The organism is Novosphingobium pentaromativorans US6-1 (genome assembly GCF_000767465.1).
Taxonomy (GTDB): Bacteria; Pseudomonadota; Alphaproteobacteria; order Sphingomonadales; family Sphingomonadaceae; genus Novosphingobium; species Novosphingobium pentaromativorans.
On the sequence record NZ_CP009291.1, the window covers coordinates 3,576,688 to 3,591,161 of the forward strand.

Here is a 14,474-nt window from a genome sequence, read left to right on the forward strand (position 1 = left end):
GGCCATCGGTTTGGCAAGGGTTCCCGCATCGCACAGGCACCGGAAACAGAAGCCATGAACCGGTGGTCGGATTGCGATAATTATCAACATAAGAGCGAGCGCAGGATTCCCCCCGCGGTCTGTGGTCGCGTGGAGGACTGATCTAATGGCAAGCGCCGCACAGAAGCCCGCCGTCAGCAAATTCGCTATCGAGACGCGCATGTATATCGACGGTTCGTTCGTCGACGGGGAAGGTGAGACCATCGCGGTCGAGAATCCCGGCAACGGCGAAACCTTCGTCGAATTGCCCGGCGCCTCTGCCGGACAGATCGAGCAGGCCATCGCGTCTGCCCGGCGGGCGTTCGATGAGGGGAGTTGGGCCGGGCTGTCGGATGAAGATCGGATTCCGCTGGTACGAAAGTTGGTCGATTTCTTCCTCGACAACAGCGAGCGGTTGAAAGAACTGGCCATGCTCGAATCGGGTGCCCCCGTGTCGACGGTGGTTCCCGCGCAGATCGATATGCCGCTTCGTCAGGGCTACGAGATTATCGACCTGTATCAGCAGCTTCCTGCGACCGAGGATAATCCGCTGCCCATGCACGAGCGGGTCTCCGGCAAGGGCAATGTGGTCCACAGTGTCCGCCGCTATGTGCCGGTCGGCGTCGTCGGCGCGATCTCCGCCTATAACTTTCCGTTCTACACGAATTTCTGGAAGGTGGTTCCGGCGCTTATCACGGGCAACACGGTGGTGTTGCGGCCCAGTCCGCTTACCCCGCTTTCGGCGCTTATTTTCGGCGAAGCCGCTGAGGCTGCCGGACTGCCCAGGGGCGTGCTCAATGTCATTGCCGACAAGGGAGCGGAAGGCGGCATCATGCTGTCGGAAAGCGAAGACGTCGACATGATCGCGTTCACCGGCTCCTCGCAGGTGGGCAAGGCGGTGATGGCGCAATCGTCGGAAACCATGAAAAAGCTGCAACTGGAACTGGGCGGCAAGTCAGCGCAAATCTATCTGCCCGACGCGGTGCCTCAGGCCGTAGCTGCAGCGGCGTCGGTCTGCCTGGCTCATGCCGGGCAGGGCTGTGTTCTTGGAACCCGCATTTTCGTTCCCGAAGGCGACAAGGAAGCGACGATGCAGGCCATGGCCGCCGCGCTGGAGAAGTCCGCGAAGATCGGCAATCCGGCCGATCCGGCGACAACCTTCGGTCCGGTTATCAGTGCCGCGCAACGCGACCGATGCGAACGGTTCGTGAAGCTGGCGGTCGAGGCGGGCGGCAAGATCGTCTCCGGCGGCAAGAAGGTTGAAGGGCGTGAGGGCATCGAGCGCGGATTCTTCTTCGAGCCGACCATCCTCGACGTGCCCGATAACAAGAACCCCGCCGCGCAGGAGGAAATCTTCGGTCCGGTGGTGTGCGTGATCGGTTACCGCGATCTCGATCATGCTATCGAAATGGCCAATGACAGCGTTTACGGCCTGTCCGGTCATGTCTTTGGCAAGGACGTCAGGGCGGCCATCGAAGTCGCCTCGAAGCTGCGCACCGGCACAGTCAACGTCAACGGCGGCATGGCAAGCGCCTATGTGTCCTCCGGCGGATGGGGCTCGAGCGGCGTGAACCGCGAACGTGGACCCGAAGGTATCCGTGTCTATCAGCAGATCACGGTGCTGAACGTGCAGAATCTCTAGGCGAGGCGGCCGTGGTTGCCGGCTCCGCCGGCATCAGGTCAGCGCAATGGGCCAGTGACCCGCTCGCCACATGGAAGCGGACTCAAGGAGAAGCAAATGCCGAGCACGAATAGCGAGTCGATTCCGCGCACGCTGGATGGCGCGCTCGACCCCGAATGGCTGACCGCGGTGCTGGCGCCTATTGCCTATGGCGATCGGGTCAGCCGTGTGGAGGTGGTGGATCCCCTGCAGATAAACCAGAGGATCAAGGCCACCATCGTGCGCTTCCGCGCCCATTTCGAAAGTGGGCGCTCCGAAGCCTTGTGCCTCAAGGGATTTCTCGATCGGCCAGAGGTGAAGCCAAGCCTCGCCGGAATGCGCGAGACGCGCTTCTATACGGATATTGCGGGTAAGGTCGCCTTTCGTCACCCCGCGCCTGTCGCCATGCCCTTTGATGAAGAAAGCCAGCAGGGCATTCGCTATATGCGCGATCTGGTCGAGGAGGGCGCACATTTCTGTTCTGCGCTCGAGCCTTTCGATGCGAGCCGGACCGCGCGCAGCCTGGAGCAACTGGCCAAGTTGCACGCCAGCTACCAAACCCTCGGGCCGGTTGACGACATTCCCTGGACCGGTCGCAATATCGAATGGATTTCCGGCATCGTTCCGGTCGAGCTGCTGCAGAAATTGCTGCTCGACGAACGCAGCAAGGGTATCCCCGAGGCGCAGCAGGATGCGCATCGGTTGCTGGCGGCGTTGAAAGCCTTGTCCGCGGTCGACGCGGAACGCCGCATGTTCCTGATCCATGGCGACTGCCACGCGGGCAACGTGTTCGAGATCGATGGCGGCGCGGGGCTTATCGATTTCGATTTGCTGCAGAAAGGGGGCTGGTCGCTCGATGTGGTCTATCACATCAATGCAACGCTTCCGGTCGAAGTTTCGGAAAAGGAAGAACGGGCTCTGCTGCGTCACTACCTGGAGACGGCAAAGGGGCTTGGCAGCGATGTCCCGGATGACGAAGAGGCTTGGAAGCAGTATCGGATGAGCGCCGTCTACGGGTATTTCCTGTGGGGCATCACGCAAACGGTGAAGCGCGATATCATCAATGCATTCTGTCACAGGTTGAGCCATGCGGTGGCCCGGCACGACAGCTACAGGTTGCTTGGAGTCTGAAGCGCGCGGCGATGCCGATCCGTTCGCCGCGGCGCTCCAGCGGGTGCCGGGCAGACACGCATGCAACTGCAGCCAAACAGGACTTGCGATAAACCGGACATGACATTCGAAGGCAATCGATCTGCTCGCGAGATTACGCGGGTGCTGAATGCGATGCCGCTCGACGCGCTACTCGATCGGGCGGAGACGATGACGATCGAGCGTTTCGGTCCCACAGTCACTTATTCGCGCAAGGTATTCATTCCGCTTACGCATCTGTGCCGCGACGTCTGCCATTATTGCACTTTTGCCAAGCCGCCGAGCCAGCTCGCCTCGTCGTTCCTGTCGATCGACGGGGTGCTGGAGATCGCTCGCGCCGGCAAAGCGGCAGGTTGCCGCGAGGCGTTGTTCACATTGGGGGATCGACCGGAAGACCGTTACGCAGCGGCCCGTCTGGCGCTCAATGGCATGGGCCACGAGTCGACTTTGTCCTATCTGCGGGAAGCGGCGGAGGCCGTACTGACCGAAACGGGCCTTCTGCCTCATCTCAACCCGGGCATCATGACCGACGCGGACCTGGTACGATTGCGACCGGTCGCTGCGTCGATGGGCTTGATGCTGGAGAGCACGTCGGACCGACTGACTGTCAAGGGGGCTGCGCACCATGGGTCGCCGGACAAGGTGCCCGCAGTCCGTCTGGAGGCGCTGGAGGCGGCGGGTCGCAGGAAGGTGCCGTTCACTACGGGCATACTGATCGGAATTGGCGAAACGCGTGAAGAGCGCATCGAGGCCCTGCTCGCGATCCGCGAAGCGCATGACCGGCACGGCCATGTCCAGGAAGTGATCATCCAGAACTTTCGCGCGAAGCCGGATACCCGCATGGCTCAAGCGCCCGAACCGTCGCTGGAAGAGCATCTCTGGACGATTGCGGCGGCCCGGCTGGTCCTGGGGGCGGACATGACGATCCAGGCGCCGCCAAACCTTCAGCCCGACGCTCTGTCGGCGCTCTTACGCGCCGGGGTCAACGACTGGGGCGGTGTGTCGCCGGTGACGCTCGATCATGTGAACCCCGAGGCACCCTGGCCCCATCTGCTGGCGTTGACCGCAGCGACTGCGGCTGACGGACGCGTGCTTACCGAACGGCTCGCCATCGGCCCGGCTTTCGCAAGGGAGCCCGAACGCTGGCTTGAGCCGGATGTCGCGACGCGGGTTCGCCGCTCGGTCGATGCACGCGGCTTGCCGGTGGTTGAGAATTGGCGCGCCGGAACCGGGCAGGCGCCTCCGGTCGTTTCAAGGGCGGGGCGGACCGTGGAAAGCGACAGGATAGACGCGATTCTGAGCAAGGCGGCAGAAGGCAAGGGCATCTGCGAAGACGAAATCGTCGCCTTGCTCGAGGCGACCGGATCGGACGTAGCGCGCGTCATGGATGCTGCCGATACGCTGCGGCGCGACGTGGTCGGCGATGATGTTACCTATGTGGTGAATCGCAACATCAACTACACCAATATCTGCGTCTATCGCTGCGGCTTCTGCGCCTTTTCCAAGGGTACGGCCAAGGCTCTGCGCGGCCCGGCCTATAACCTGGACCTTGAGGACGTGGGCCGGAGGACTGCCGAAGCATGGCACAGGGGCGCCACCGAAGTGTGCCTGCAAGGCGGGATTCATCCGGCCTATGACGGTCATACTTACCGCGAGATCCTGCGTGCGGTGAAAAGGGCCGCGCCCGATATCCATATCCATGCATTCTCACCGCTTGAGATCAGCCATGGGGCGACAACGCTGGGAATGCGCCTCGCGGACTATCTGGCGATGCTCAGGGACGAAGGGCTTTCGACGCTGCCGGGGACCGCTGCCGAAGTGTTGCACGACGATGTCCGCGCGGTCATTTGTCCGGACAAGGTTTCCAGCCGGGAATGGCTGAAGGTCATGCGCGCCGCCCACGGCGTCGGCCTTCGCTCCACTGCGACGATCATGTTCGGCCATGTCGATCACTATCGTCACTGGGCCCGGCATTTGCGCCTGATACGCGATCTGCAGGCCGAAACTGGCGGATTTACAGAATTCGTGCCCTTGCCTTTCGTGCATATGGAAGCGCCGATCTGGCGCCGCGGTCAGGCGCGTTCGGGGCCCAGCTACCGCGAGACGATGCTGATGCATGCCATCGCGCGGCTCGCGCTCCACGGCGCCATCGACAATATCCAGGCCAGTTGGGTGAAGCTGGGTGAACAGGGCGCGATCGCGGCGCTGAAGGCCGGCGCGAACGACCTCGGCGGCGTGTTGATGGACGAATCCATCACCCGCGCGGCCGGCGGTGCCAATGGGCAAGTCTTCGATACGGACAAAATGCATGAAACGGCGCGTGCGGCGGGGCGTCATGCCCGTCGGCGCACGACGCTTTACGGCGCGGCGGAACGGGAGACGGTGTGAGCATGGACAAGACGGTTGCAGTGATCGGCGGCACCGGAAATCTCGGTGCGGCACTCGCCCGGCGCTGGGCAAGCGCGGGGGTGAAAATCGTGATCGGTTCGCGGGACGGCGCGCGCGCGCAGGCGTCCGCTGCAGAGATCGGCCATGGGGCGAGCGGGACCGATAACGCGGCGGCAGCGGCGCTGGCCGACATCGTCGTGCTTGCGGTGCCGTTCGCCGCGCAGGAGGGGACGATCGCCGATGTCAGGGACGCGTGCGCCGGCAAGATAGTCATCGATACGACGGTGCCGCTGAACCCGCCCAAGGTGATGCGCGTGCAATTGCCTGCCGAAGGCTGCGCCGCAGTACGGACGCAGCAGCTCATGGGCGAAGCAGTGACAGTTATCTCGGGGTTCCACAATGTTGCCGCACACAAGTTGGCCACAGAGGCGGACGTTGCATGCGATGTGCTTGTCTTCGGTGACGACAAGCAGGCGCGCGCCAACGGCATCGCGCTGGCGGAAAAGGCCGGACTGCGCGGCCTGCATGGCGGTGCGCTGGTCAATTCGGCCGCCGCCGAAGCGCTCACATCGGTCCTGATCTTTCTCAACAAGACCTACAAGGTGGATGGCGCGGGCATCCGGATCACGGGAAAGCTGACCGCACCAGAAGCATGAGGGCGCCGAGCGCCGTGCCCTTATGGTACCGGCGGTGCAGCCTCATCTGGGGGACGAGGCCGAACGCGATACTTGTGAAGCATCCGTAGCGGATCGAGCGCGCGTTTCGCCTGGCGTAAGCCGGGCAGGCCGAGGTCCTGTTCAAAGTTGAGCCGTGGCCGACCGCAACGCGAGGCAAACTGGCTGAACATCCAGGGATAGAGCGCGGGGAAGATTCGGGTGGCCTTGGCGAAATGCACGGCCATGCTTCCGTCCGGCAAGGGGGAAGCGAGGAGGAAGCCGCAGGATTCTCCGGCAATCGACGCGACTGCGTTGATCAGGCCAAGCGTTTCCCCATGCTCGATGGCTTCGCGGCAATTGTCATAATCGGTCGCTTCGGACGACTTGCCGACTTCGGCCAGCCACAGGTCGAGGATCGGCACGGCCATCTCCGTGAAATTCGGTACGCCGATCGTCAGTTCAGGTGCGAAGAGTTGTTCCAGCTTCCTTGCCTGGCGCCGCCTTTCTTTCGGTAATGCGGCAAGGGTCCGCGCGTCGAAAAGATAATCGGAGTCCTCCGCGACGAATTCGGCGTGCCAGCCCGCCCCCAGGGCCGCCACATCCTGTTCCGCGACGGGATAAAGGCAGGCCGTGCGCCCTGAAAGCGCCTCTGCGCGGGTCGGAGAAAGCGCCACAAGCGGCATGACATGCGCGACGCCGTCATAAGTGACGCCGGAGATATGCGGCCATGGCTCACGGTGGAAGCGATAGCGATGGACCCCGCGAAACAGGAAGAGATTGGCGAAGCTGGCCTCCGAAAAGGCAAGCTCGGGCAGGGCCGCAAGATGTGCATTGATCTCGCGGCGATGGCCGAGCGAAAGCGCCTCTCCCCCGCGCGTTGCCGGGAAATGCTCCACTGCCGTTACCTGCTGTAATCTCCGAACGGTCCCGCGACGGACTCGAAACAATGCACGGTTCGGGCCGATGACGCCGAGGTTGAACGCGGCCCCCAGGTCGCGCCTTCGGGCTTGCTGGTGCCCATGGCGCGGGCGTGGAACTCATCGAGCGACGCCCCAAGATCGTCGGTCTGGAATCCGATTGCGACCAGTTCCGATCCGAGACAATGGTGCCTGGGCTCGATTGGCAGGTCGGTGAGGCGCCCGCGGCGCATGGCGACATAGCCTGGCGTGGTCGTAACCTCGACGCTGTGAACCTCGTCGTACCAGCGATGATATTCCGCTTCACGGCCGGGAGTGAAATTGGCAAGTAGGATCTTCAGGTGCGTGAAAGGGGCTGGCGTGATCGTCTTGTCGCACTTCCACGGATGATACATGCGGTAGCTGTATACGCGCTCGGTCTCGTCATTGGCGATAAGGCCGCGGTCGCGTTGCCGAGCGAATAGCGGGGCGATGGCGGGAAGGTCGATTTCAGGCTCGATCGTCTCGAACTCGTAAAAGGCGACATGAAGCCAGGGCTGCTGAACGGGCAAGATCTGCTTTTCGCTGCGGGTGAAGAGTTGCGCGGATTTGAACCCGCGCAGCGCAGAAATGGCGTCCCTGGATTCATCGAAGCCCTTTACCAGTTCTTCTTCCCTGCCTGCGGTTGGATTGTGCAGATGGATAATCGTATAGGCTGTCATGATGGCTCCCAAGGTCGCGGCGGCTTTAGACTAGCCATTGCGTAATACATTACAGTTAGCTTAATTGCCTGCGAAGTGGTTAGCAAGACTCGCGTGCCATAGCACAGGCCCGTATTGGGCAAGAGAGCCACCAAGGAGAGAGCTGTCATGGCCGAGGAAGAGCATATCCTGTTCGAACAAGCCGGGGGCGTGGTCACGGCAACGCTGAATCGTCCGGCCAAGCTCAATGCGATTACCGCAGACATGTTTTCGGCGCTTTACGATGCGGTGCTTCGATTCGGCGGAGACGAATCGCAACGCGTGTTCCTGATCCGCTCGACAGGCCGTTTCTTCTGCGCAGGGGCGGACTTGACCGGTGTTCGCGGACCGACCCAGGCAGACGGAACCGCGCGTATTCGGCACTGGTACAACTACGAGCTTGGGCCGCACATGCATGCGCTTTATCGCGCAATCGAAACTATCGAAAAGCCTTTCGTGGCGGCGCATCATGCCACTTGCATGGGCGCGGGGCTCGAGATGTCGTTATCGTGCGATTTCAGGCTGGCGGCCCATTCCGCGTCCTATGTCCTGCCCGAATTCAAGCTTGGTTCGATTCCGGCCAGCAATGGCGTCAGTCGACTGACCCGCCTGGTGGGCCAACAATGGGCCAAATGGATGGTGATGGGTGGCGAGCCCGTGGATGCCGAGCATGCGCGCTCGATCGGTCTGGTTCAGGGTTTGTATCCCGATGACGTTTTCGACGCGTCGGTCCGGGCGTTCTGCGAGCGGCTGGCCTCTCACCCGCCGCAGATGATGGCGATGGCCAAGCAGACTATCGACATGTGCGCTGACGCCGGCCCGGACATGGCTCGGCGGATCGAGGTGCTGGGGCAAAGTGCCCTCCATTCCGGCCCCGAAGCGATGGCCCTTGTCGAGTCCGTTCGCGCCAAACTGTCAGGGGCGACGAAGGACACCTGATCCGTCCGGACGGGATAGCGGTCCGGGAACCTGACGGCGGGACCGGATCGGCATAAACACTGGCAAATGAAACAAGAGCGGGAGACGGCAATGCAAATGGAACTCGTGACGGACAAGCTGAAATTCCCGGAGGGCCCCATCGCCATGGCAGATGGCTCGGTAATCCTGGTCGAGATTAACACGCAGCGGCTGACCCGCGTTCTGCCGGACGGGAATCTTCAGGTGATCGCCGAACTGGGAGGCGGCCCCAACGGCGCGGCGATTGGCCCGGATGGCGCGGTCTATGTCGTAAACAATGGCGGCTTCGGCTGGGTCGAACTGCCCGACGGCAAGCTGGCGACACACGGTACGGCCAGCGACTACCGAACCGGTTCGGTACAAAGGGTCGATCTTCATAGCGGCAAGGTCGATGTGCTGTACGAATCGTGCGAGGGACGCCAACTGCGTGGCCCCAACGATATCGTCTTCGATGCACAGGGTGGTTTCTATTTCACCGACATGGGCAAGTCGGACGGTGAGCGCATGGACATTGGCGCGATCTATTACGGGCTGCCAGACGGATCGAAGATCAAGCAAGTCGCCCGAGGACAGATCACGCCGAACGGCATCGGTCTCTCACCCGATGGCAAGACCCTGTATGTTGCGGAAAGTGTGACCAGCCGCCTGCTCATGATGACAATCGTCGCGCCAGGCGAAGTCGATCCGGTCAGCGCGTCGCTGATGACCGGCAAGGTCATGGGACCGTTGCCCGGAACGCAGTTCTTCGACAGCCTTGCAGTGGAAGAAGGCGGCGGCGTGTGCGTCGCCACGATCGGCGCGTTCGACGGCATTTCGGTGATGCGTCCGGATCAGTCGCCGGAACAGATCGCGGTTCCCGGCCCCTTCGTCACCAATATCTGTTTCGGCGGCGCCGACATGCGTGACGCCTGGATCACGTCGTCGAGCAATGGCCGCCTTTACAAGACGCGCTGGCCCCGACCGGGCTTGAAACTGGCTTTCAACGGATAGACCGCACCTAACGGGAGAGGACAGCACCATGGATATGGGCTTGAAGGACAAGGTCTTCGCTCTCGTCGGCGGCGTAGCGGGAATGGGCCTGGATACAGCGCGCCTGCTTGCTGCGGAGGGGGCGAAGGTGGCGCTGATCGGGCGCAACCGGAAGCGCGGCGAGCTGCGCGCACGAAAGGTCGGTGACGAGTTCGGTGCCGATGTGCAGATGTTTGTCGCGGATGGCACGGTCAAGGGCTCCATGGACGAAGCCATGGCTCAAATCGTGGATCGCTTCGGGCGGCTTGATGGGGTGTGCGTCACGGCGGGAACGATGCAGACCCGCAAGACCATGCTCGAACTCGACGATGACGACTGGGAGGCATATTTCCAGTCCCATGTGATGGTAACGGTGCGCGCGAACCGTGCTGCGCTTCCGCATATCATCGCCGGCGGCGGTGGTACGATCGTCAATACGGCGGCATATTCCATCCGGGCGATGAAGCCGCCCTTGTTGGGATATACGACCATGAAGACGGCCATCGCCGCGATCACGAAGAACCTTGCCCTGACCTACGGGCCGCAGAACGTGCGGGCCAATACTGTGTGCCCGGGATTCATCGCCAGCGAGTCCGCCGAGCGCGTAATGCAGCTTGCCGCCGAGAAATACGGGCTGCCGCCGATCGAAGCGATCAACAAGGCGATGAAGGAGGATTACAAGATGGATGTGGCGCTGGGCAGAATTGGCCTTTCCACTGAAATTGCGGATCTTTTCGCGTTCCTGCTCTCGCCCCGCGCGGGCTATCTCACCGGTGCCACGATCAATTGCGATGGTGGGACGCAATTCTAGGCATGGACCTGTCGATCAAGCGCAAGGAATGCCAATGACTGTCGACGAACTACTCGCCCGAGAAGCCATCCGGCACACTATGCATAGTTACAACATGGCGGGCGACAGCTTGCGCTGGCCGGATTTCATTGCCCTGTTTGCCGAGGATGGCATTCTCGAGCTTGAAGCATTCGGTAACATCGAGGCCTTTCGCCACGAGGGCCGGGAGGCGATCCGTGAATGGACCGAAGGCCATGGCAGGATGAAGGAGAAAGCGCAGGAGAAAGCCGGGAAGGGGGCCTTCGTCAGGCACCAGCTTTCTACCTGCACGATCGAACTGACAGGCCCCGATACGGCGAAGGCACGCAGCTATTTCACGGTCTATACGCAGATAGGACCTGACCATACCGGCGACTATATAGACCGCTACCGCAGAGTGGGTGACCGCTGGCTGATCGCCCATCGCAGAATTTGCCTGAAATGGATGTCCTCGCTCAAGTCGTCCGGTTAGCTGGCGCTTTCTTCCAGCGGGATGTCGAAATGGTCCGTGTAGCGCTTGAAGCGTTCACGCACTTCCTCGACGCTCAGGCCTACTTCCGCCAGGCTGTACTTGTGCGCACCGAACTTGCCCTTGCGGTTCTTCGCCACGTAATCTCGAATGTCGTCCCGGACAGCGTCAGTCAGGTCCAGCCCGTGATGCGTATAGATCTTTTCGACCTGCCCCAGCGGATCGGCTTCCAGATCTTGGTACAGGACATCGACGAACGTCGCGTTCACCTTCGGATCGGCGCGCTTTTCCATCATGTCCTCGGCAGATCGGGCCGCACCCTCCATGTAGGCGACGACGAAATTCCGGTCGAGCACTGGCGGCGGGTTGCCGAACTGCTTGCGATGACCGCGTAACAACCCCATCATCGACGCAAGCGTTTTCACCGGATCGCGGTGGTTCACGATCATTCGGGCGTCTGGAAATTCCTCCCACAGCGCCGAAAGCTGGCTCATGTGCACCGGGGTTTTCAGTACCCACTGGTTGCGTTTCTCACCGAATTGCAGCGCCTGCAGGAACTTGCGCTCGATGCGATAGGCTGCGGCTGCGTCGGCACCGGCCAGCCACTTGCCATAGGACGGCGCGGCCCAGAAAAAGGGGAAGGTCTTGGATACGAACGAATAATCGTGAATCAGCAGATCCTCCGCCGATCCGAGATTGCTGTAGTCGTGCTTCACCCGCAGGTCGGGATCCTGCCAGCCTTCGAACTGGATATAGTGCTCGCCCGCCGCGATCTGCGGCGCATTGTCAGTGTCGGGATGGTTCGGCGGAGGTGAGGGGTTCCACACCTGCCAGTGGCGCGGCGCATGATTTTGCGGGTCGATCGACAGCAGCTCGTAAAGATAGGAGGTGCCCGAACGGCCATGCCCGGTCAGGAAGATCGGCGCCTTCACCTCCTCTTCCTGGATCGCGGGATAGGTCTTGCGATCCGCGAACAGGCGAAGCCTGCCGGTCAGCAGTTTCATCAGGTGACTGCGCGTCCGTTCTACGCCTTGCGGCGTCAGATCGGCTTCTGCGTTCAGCGAATTGATGAAGCAATCGTAGGCTTCGCGAAAGCCATCGTCGCCCCAGTCGTTGGATCCTGCAAGTTTTTCCGCTTCGGAAAGAAGCGCGTCACCGTCGAAAAATGGGCCTTTGGGCATCGTTTCTCTCACCTTTGGCAGCAGATAAGTCTCCGCCGTACTGTCGTGCCCGACGCGAGCGTTACTCGCTCTCGTCGTTGAGATTCTTGGGTTGGGGAACATGGATCTTCGGAGCCGGCATCAGCTTGGCCGCAGCCTCCCCGAACATGTTCTTCTTGAAGTCGTCTTCCCCCGCCGGCCCGGCTGTACGGGCGTCGTTCACCCTCTTGTACGCCTCCATCACTTGCGGACGGCGCGCGATGGCCTTCCACCAGCGGTTCAGATCGGGCCAGTCGCGCAAATCCCATTCAAACCGGTCGTACATCTCGACCCATGCGTGGCATCCGATGTCGGCGATTGAATAGTCTCCGGCTATGAACTCACGATCCTTCAAATGGGTATCGAGGACACCGTAAAGGCGTTTCACCTCGCCCTCGTAGCGCAGTTGACCGTATTCGCGGGTGACTTCGGGGGCATAGCGCTGAAAGTGGATCGCCTGGCCGCTGAACGGGCTGAGGCCTGATGCCTGCCAGAACAGCCATTGCAGGGTCTGCGCTCTCTGCCGTGTCTCGGTCGGCAGAAAGCGACCGCTGCGTTCCGCCAGGTACATCAGGATGGCACCTGAATCGAACACGATCAGCGGTTCGCCGCCGTCCGACGGTTCGTTGTCAACCAGCACCGGTATCTTCCCGTTGGGAGATATCGCGCGGAATTCCGGATTGTGCTGATCGCCGCGCGTGACCGATATATGTGTGCAGTTATAGTCGTAACCGCATTCTTCCAGCATGACCGCGCATTTGAAGACCGCGGGTGTCCGTTCAATGTAAAGGTCGAACATCGCTTCGGGTATCCTTTCCAGAAACGGGGGCGAGCCACTCGCCAATCTGTCGCGTCTACCCTTGTGAGTTCCGGTTCGATCCGCCGTCGATACGGAAAGATACGCCGGTCATGTAGCCTGAAAGCGGGCTGGCGATGAACGCGACCATGCTGGCGATGTCGATCGGCTGGCCGACACGGGTGATTGCCTGAGGCATCAGGTCGGACAGGTAGCGGCGCTCCCGTTCCGCCTGGTCTTCGGGCCAGCCATTTTTCTCGGCGAGAACTGCAAGATATTGCTCGATGGCAGGCGTCATCACGATGCCGGGCATGATGCCGTTTGCGGTCGCGTTGTACTTGCCGACGTCCTTGGCCATGTCCGCAGTCAGTTTGTTCAATGCCGCCTTGGCGACGCCATACTCGGCCAGCGAGGGGACATTCGTGGATGCGACGGACGAGATATTGATGAAACGGCCCCAGCCCGATTCCTTGATCGATGGCAGGAAGAGTTTCGACATCCGCAGACTGGACATGAAATTGACCTGAAAGCTGTCGATCCAGGTCTGTGTCGGCAGCTCGCTCCAGCCAGGATTGTCCTTGCGCAGTGCAGTGCCTGTGTTGTTCACGACGATGTCGATACCACCAAGACCTTTGAGACTTGCCTCGGCAACCGAATCGCAGCCCTCGTCTGTGGCGAGATCTCCGATCACGACAACTGCCTTGCCCCCGGCTTTCTCGACGCAGGCAGCCGCCTCTTCGGTCCGGGCGCGGTCGCGACCGTGCACGGCGACGGAGCAGCCTTCCTGCGCCAGCAATTCCGCGATGCTTCCGCCGATGCCTCCGCTCGCTCCGCTTACGAAAGCACGCTTCCCCTGTAACTGAAGGTCCATGTATCCTCTCCTTCGGTACTCGGCTTTTATGCCGTTCATTCGGACTTGCCGGTGGGCTTTCGGCCACCCGGATATCATCGGCCCGGCCCTGATGGACCCAGGTGTTCGGCCCTGCTCCAGCGCAAGTCGGCAATCTGTACGCGGCTTGCCGGAGCGACGTATTCCGTGAATGGAATATGGGTGGGTTCTGGTGAAGTCAACAGGAGTGAAATGGCGGATTGCCATATAGAGATTATAGAATTAGGTTCTCTGGCATATTCGGCAGACAATTGATCGCGCAGCCGCGAGCGCCGGGGCAGGATGAGGAGAGAACGAAATGGCTGAAAGCATGAATGACAAGGATGCGATCCGCGAACTTATCAGCGATTATGCCGCCGCGGCCTGCGCCATGGACCCGCAGGAACTGAAGAAGACCTTTACCGACGATGCCAAGGTGGTTGGCATGGCGGAAGTCGTCACACCGGGGGCAGGCCCGTTGGTTGGGGCCGAGGCGATCAGCAGCTTCATCGGCAAGGCGTGGGAACGCAACAAATGCATGACCCAGTTTGCGCAACCTGCCAAGATCGTCGTCGATGGCGACACGGCTACGGGCGTGTGCGACATCGTTGAATATGGCATGCGCAAGGAAGGCGACGGTGTCATCTTCGTTGTCGGCAGGTACTACGATCAGTTCAAGAAGACGGTGGAAGGCTGGCGCTTTTCCGAGCGCAAGTTGGAATTCCGGATCTACAAGCGTCTGGCCGAAATGCCGAAGTAGCCATCGTGCTGCGCAGCGTTCATGCGCTGGATCTGATGGAAATCAAACTATACGGGCGAAACCGAGTACGGGCCCGGGAGA

14 protein-coding genes are annotated in these 14,474 nt (G+C 61.3%); 9 read left to right on the top strand and 5 right to left on the bottom strand.

The window, feature by feature from the left end; all coding sequences use genetic code 11:
• Positions 1-145: 145 nt before the first annotated feature.
• The 4 genes from JI59_RS16815 (at position 146) to npdG (ending at position 5,871) form a co-directional block, all read left to right on the top strand.
• Positions 146-1,660, top strand: coding sequence for an aldehyde dehydrogenase family protein (locus JI59_RS16815; RefSeq protein WP_007011466.1), 1,515 nt, complete (start codon positions 146-148; stop codon positions 1,658-1,660).
• A gap of 96 nt (positions 1,661-1,756) precedes the next feature.
• The gene (locus JI59_RS16820; protein WP_007011465.1) at positions 1,757-2,809 is read left to right on the top strand and encodes a phosphotransferase; all 1,053 of its coding nucleotides are present in this window, start codon (positions 1,757-1,759) and stop codon (positions 2,807-2,809) included.
• Positions 2,810-2,908: 99 nt separating this feature from the next.
• Positions 2,909-5,215: a 5-amino-6-(D-ribitylamino)uracil--L-tyrosine 4-hydroxyphenyl transferase CofH gene (gene cofH / locus JI59_RS16825; protein WP_007011464.1), complete on the top strand. Its 2,307-nt coding sequence runs from the start codon at positions 2,909-2,911 to the stop codon at positions 5,213-5,215.
• Positions 5,216-5,217: 2 nt separating this feature from the next.
• Positions 5,218-5,871 carry an NADPH-dependent F420 reductase gene (gene npdG / locus JI59_RS16830; protein ID WP_007011463.1) on the top strand — a complete coding sequence of 218 codons (654 nt, stop codon included), beginning with the start codon at positions 5,218-5,220 and terminating at the stop codon, positions 5,869-5,871.
• 20 nt (positions 5,872-5,891) lie between these two features.
• Here npdG and JI59_RS16835 read toward each other — a convergent pair whose 3' ends face one another.
• Together JI59_RS16835 and JI59_RS16840 are read right to left on the bottom strand one after the other, a co-directional pair.
• A complete protein-coding gene (locus tag JI59_RS16835) occupies positions 5,892-6,767 on the bottom strand; it encodes a phosphatidylglycerol lysyltransferase domain-containing protein (protein WP_007011462.1) in 876 nt (291 codons plus the stop codon).
• A 5-nt stretch (positions 6,768-6,772) separates the two neighbouring features.
• Positions 6,773-7,489 carry a hypothetical protein gene (locus tag JI59_RS16840; protein WP_007011461.1) on the bottom strand — a complete coding sequence of 239 codons (717 nt, stop codon included), beginning with the start codon at positions 7,487-7,489 and terminating at the stop codon, positions 6,773-6,775.
• Positions 7,490-7,636: 147 nt separating this feature from the next.
• On the opposite strand from JI59_RS16840, the gene JI59_RS16845 reads away from it, so the two are divergent.
• The 4 genes from JI59_RS16845 (at position 7,637) to JI59_RS16860 (ending at position 10,773) form a co-directional block, all read left to right on the top strand.
• Positions 7,637-8,446, top strand: a complete 810-nt coding sequence (locus JI59_RS16845) for an enoyl-CoA hydratase/isomerase family protein (protein ID WP_007011460.1) — start codon at positions 7,637-7,639, stop codon at positions 8,444-8,446.
• A gap of 96 nt (positions 8,447-8,542) precedes the next feature.
• The gene (locus tag JI59_RS16850) at positions 8,543-9,454 is read left to right on the top strand and encodes an SMP-30/gluconolactonase/LRE family protein (RefSeq protein ID WP_007011459.1); all 912 of its coding nucleotides are present in this window, start codon (positions 8,543-8,545) and stop codon (positions 9,452-9,454) included.
• Positions 9,455-9,482: 28 nt separating this feature from the next.
• On the top strand, positions 9,483-10,283 hold the full coding sequence (locus JI59_RS16855; RefSeq protein ID WP_007011458.1) for an SDR family NAD(P)-dependent oxidoreductase: 801 nt from the start codon (positions 9,483-9,485) through the stop codon (positions 10,281-10,283).
• A 34-nt stretch (positions 10,284-10,317) separates the two neighbouring features.
• A complete protein-coding gene (locus JI59_RS16860; protein WP_052117912.1) occupies positions 10,318-10,773 on the top strand; it encodes a nuclear transport factor 2 family protein in 456 nt (151 codons plus the stop codon).
• Here JI59_RS16860 and JI59_RS16865 read toward each other — a convergent pair.
• The 3 genes from JI59_RS16865 to JI59_RS16875 all read right to left on the bottom strand — a co-directional run bounded on the left by JI59_RS16865 (position 10,770) and on the right by JI59_RS16875 (position 13,636).
• Positions 10,770-11,951: a sulfotransferase family protein gene (locus tag JI59_RS16865; RefSeq protein ID WP_007011456.1), complete on the bottom strand. Its 1,182-nt coding sequence runs from the start codon at positions 11,949-11,951 to the stop codon at positions 10,770-10,772. The genes JI59_RS16860 and JI59_RS16865 overlap by 4 nt on opposite strands.
• 61 nt (positions 11,952-12,012) lie before the next feature.
• Entirely contained in the window at positions 12,013-12,768 is a 756-nt protein-coding gene (locus JI59_RS16870; protein ID WP_007011455.1) for a glutathione S-transferase N-terminal domain-containing protein, read from the bottom strand.
• A gap of 55 nt (positions 12,769-12,823) precedes the next feature.
• A complete protein-coding gene (locus JI59_RS16875) occupies positions 12,824-13,636 on the bottom strand; it encodes an SDR family NAD(P)-dependent oxidoreductase (RefSeq protein WP_007011454.1) in 813 nt (270 codons plus the stop codon).
• 316 nt (positions 13,637-13,952) lie between these two features.
• On the opposite strand from JI59_RS16875, the gene JI59_RS25695 reads away from it, so the two are divergent.
• On the top strand, positions 13,953-14,393 hold the full coding sequence (locus tag JI59_RS25695) for a nuclear transport factor 2 family protein (RefSeq protein ID WP_007011453.1): 441 nt from the start codon (positions 13,953-13,955) through the stop codon (positions 14,391-14,393).
• Positions 14,394-14,474: the final 81 nt, after the last annotated feature.

Bases quoted from the DNA above. Each gene is read 5' to 3' on its own strand.
- JI59_RS16870 (WP_007011455.1), bottom strand. From the start codon at position 12,768: ATGTTCGACCTTTACATTGAACGGACACCCGCGGTCTTCAAATGCGCG.
- JI59_RS16875 (WP_007011454.1), bottom strand. From the start codon at position 13,636: ATGGACCTTCAGTTACAGGGGAAGCGTGCTTTCGTAAGCGGAGCGAGC.
- JI59_RS16860 (WP_052117912.1), top strand. From the start codon at position 10,318: ATGACTGTCGACGAACTACTCGCCCGAGAAGCCATCCGGCACACTATG.
- JI59_RS16855 (WP_007011458.1), top strand. From the start codon at position 9,483: ATGGATATGGGCTTGAAGGACAAGGTCTTCGCTCTCGTCGGCGGCGTA.
- JI59_RS16820 (WP_007011465.1), top strand. From the start codon at position 1,757: ATGCCGAGCACGAATAGCGAGTCGATTCCGCGCACGCTGGATGGCGCG.
- JI59_RS16840 (WP_007011461.1), bottom strand. From the start codon at position 7,489: ATGACAGCCTATACGATTATCCATCTGCACAATCCAACCGCAGGCAGG.
- npdG (WP_007011463.1), top strand. From the start codon at position 5,218: ATGGACAAGACGGTTGCAGTGATCGGCGGCACCGGAAATCTCGGTGCG.
- JI59_RS16845 (WP_007011460.1), top strand. From the start codon at position 7,637: ATGGCCGAGGAAGAGCATATCCTGTTCGAACAAGCCGGGGGCGTGGTC.
- JI59_RS16865 (WP_007011456.1), bottom strand. From the start codon at position 11,951: ATGCCCAAAGGCCCATTTTTCGACGGTGACGCGCTTCTTTCCGAAGCG.
- JI59_RS16850 (WP_007011459.1), top strand. From the start codon at position 8,543: ATGGAACTCGTGACGGACAAGCTGAAATTCCCGGAGGGCCCCATCGCC.
- cofH (WP_007011464.1), top strand. From the start codon at position 2,909: ATGACATTCGAAGGCAATCGATCTGCTCGCGAGATTACGCGGGTGCTG.
- JI59_RS16815 (WP_007011466.1), top strand. From the start codon at position 146: ATGGCAAGCGCCGCACAGAAGCCCGCCGTCAGCAAATTCGCTATCGAG.
- JI59_RS25695 (WP_007011453.1), top strand. From the start codon at position 13,953: ATGGCTGAAAGCATGAATGACAAGGATGCGATCCGCGAACTTATCAGC.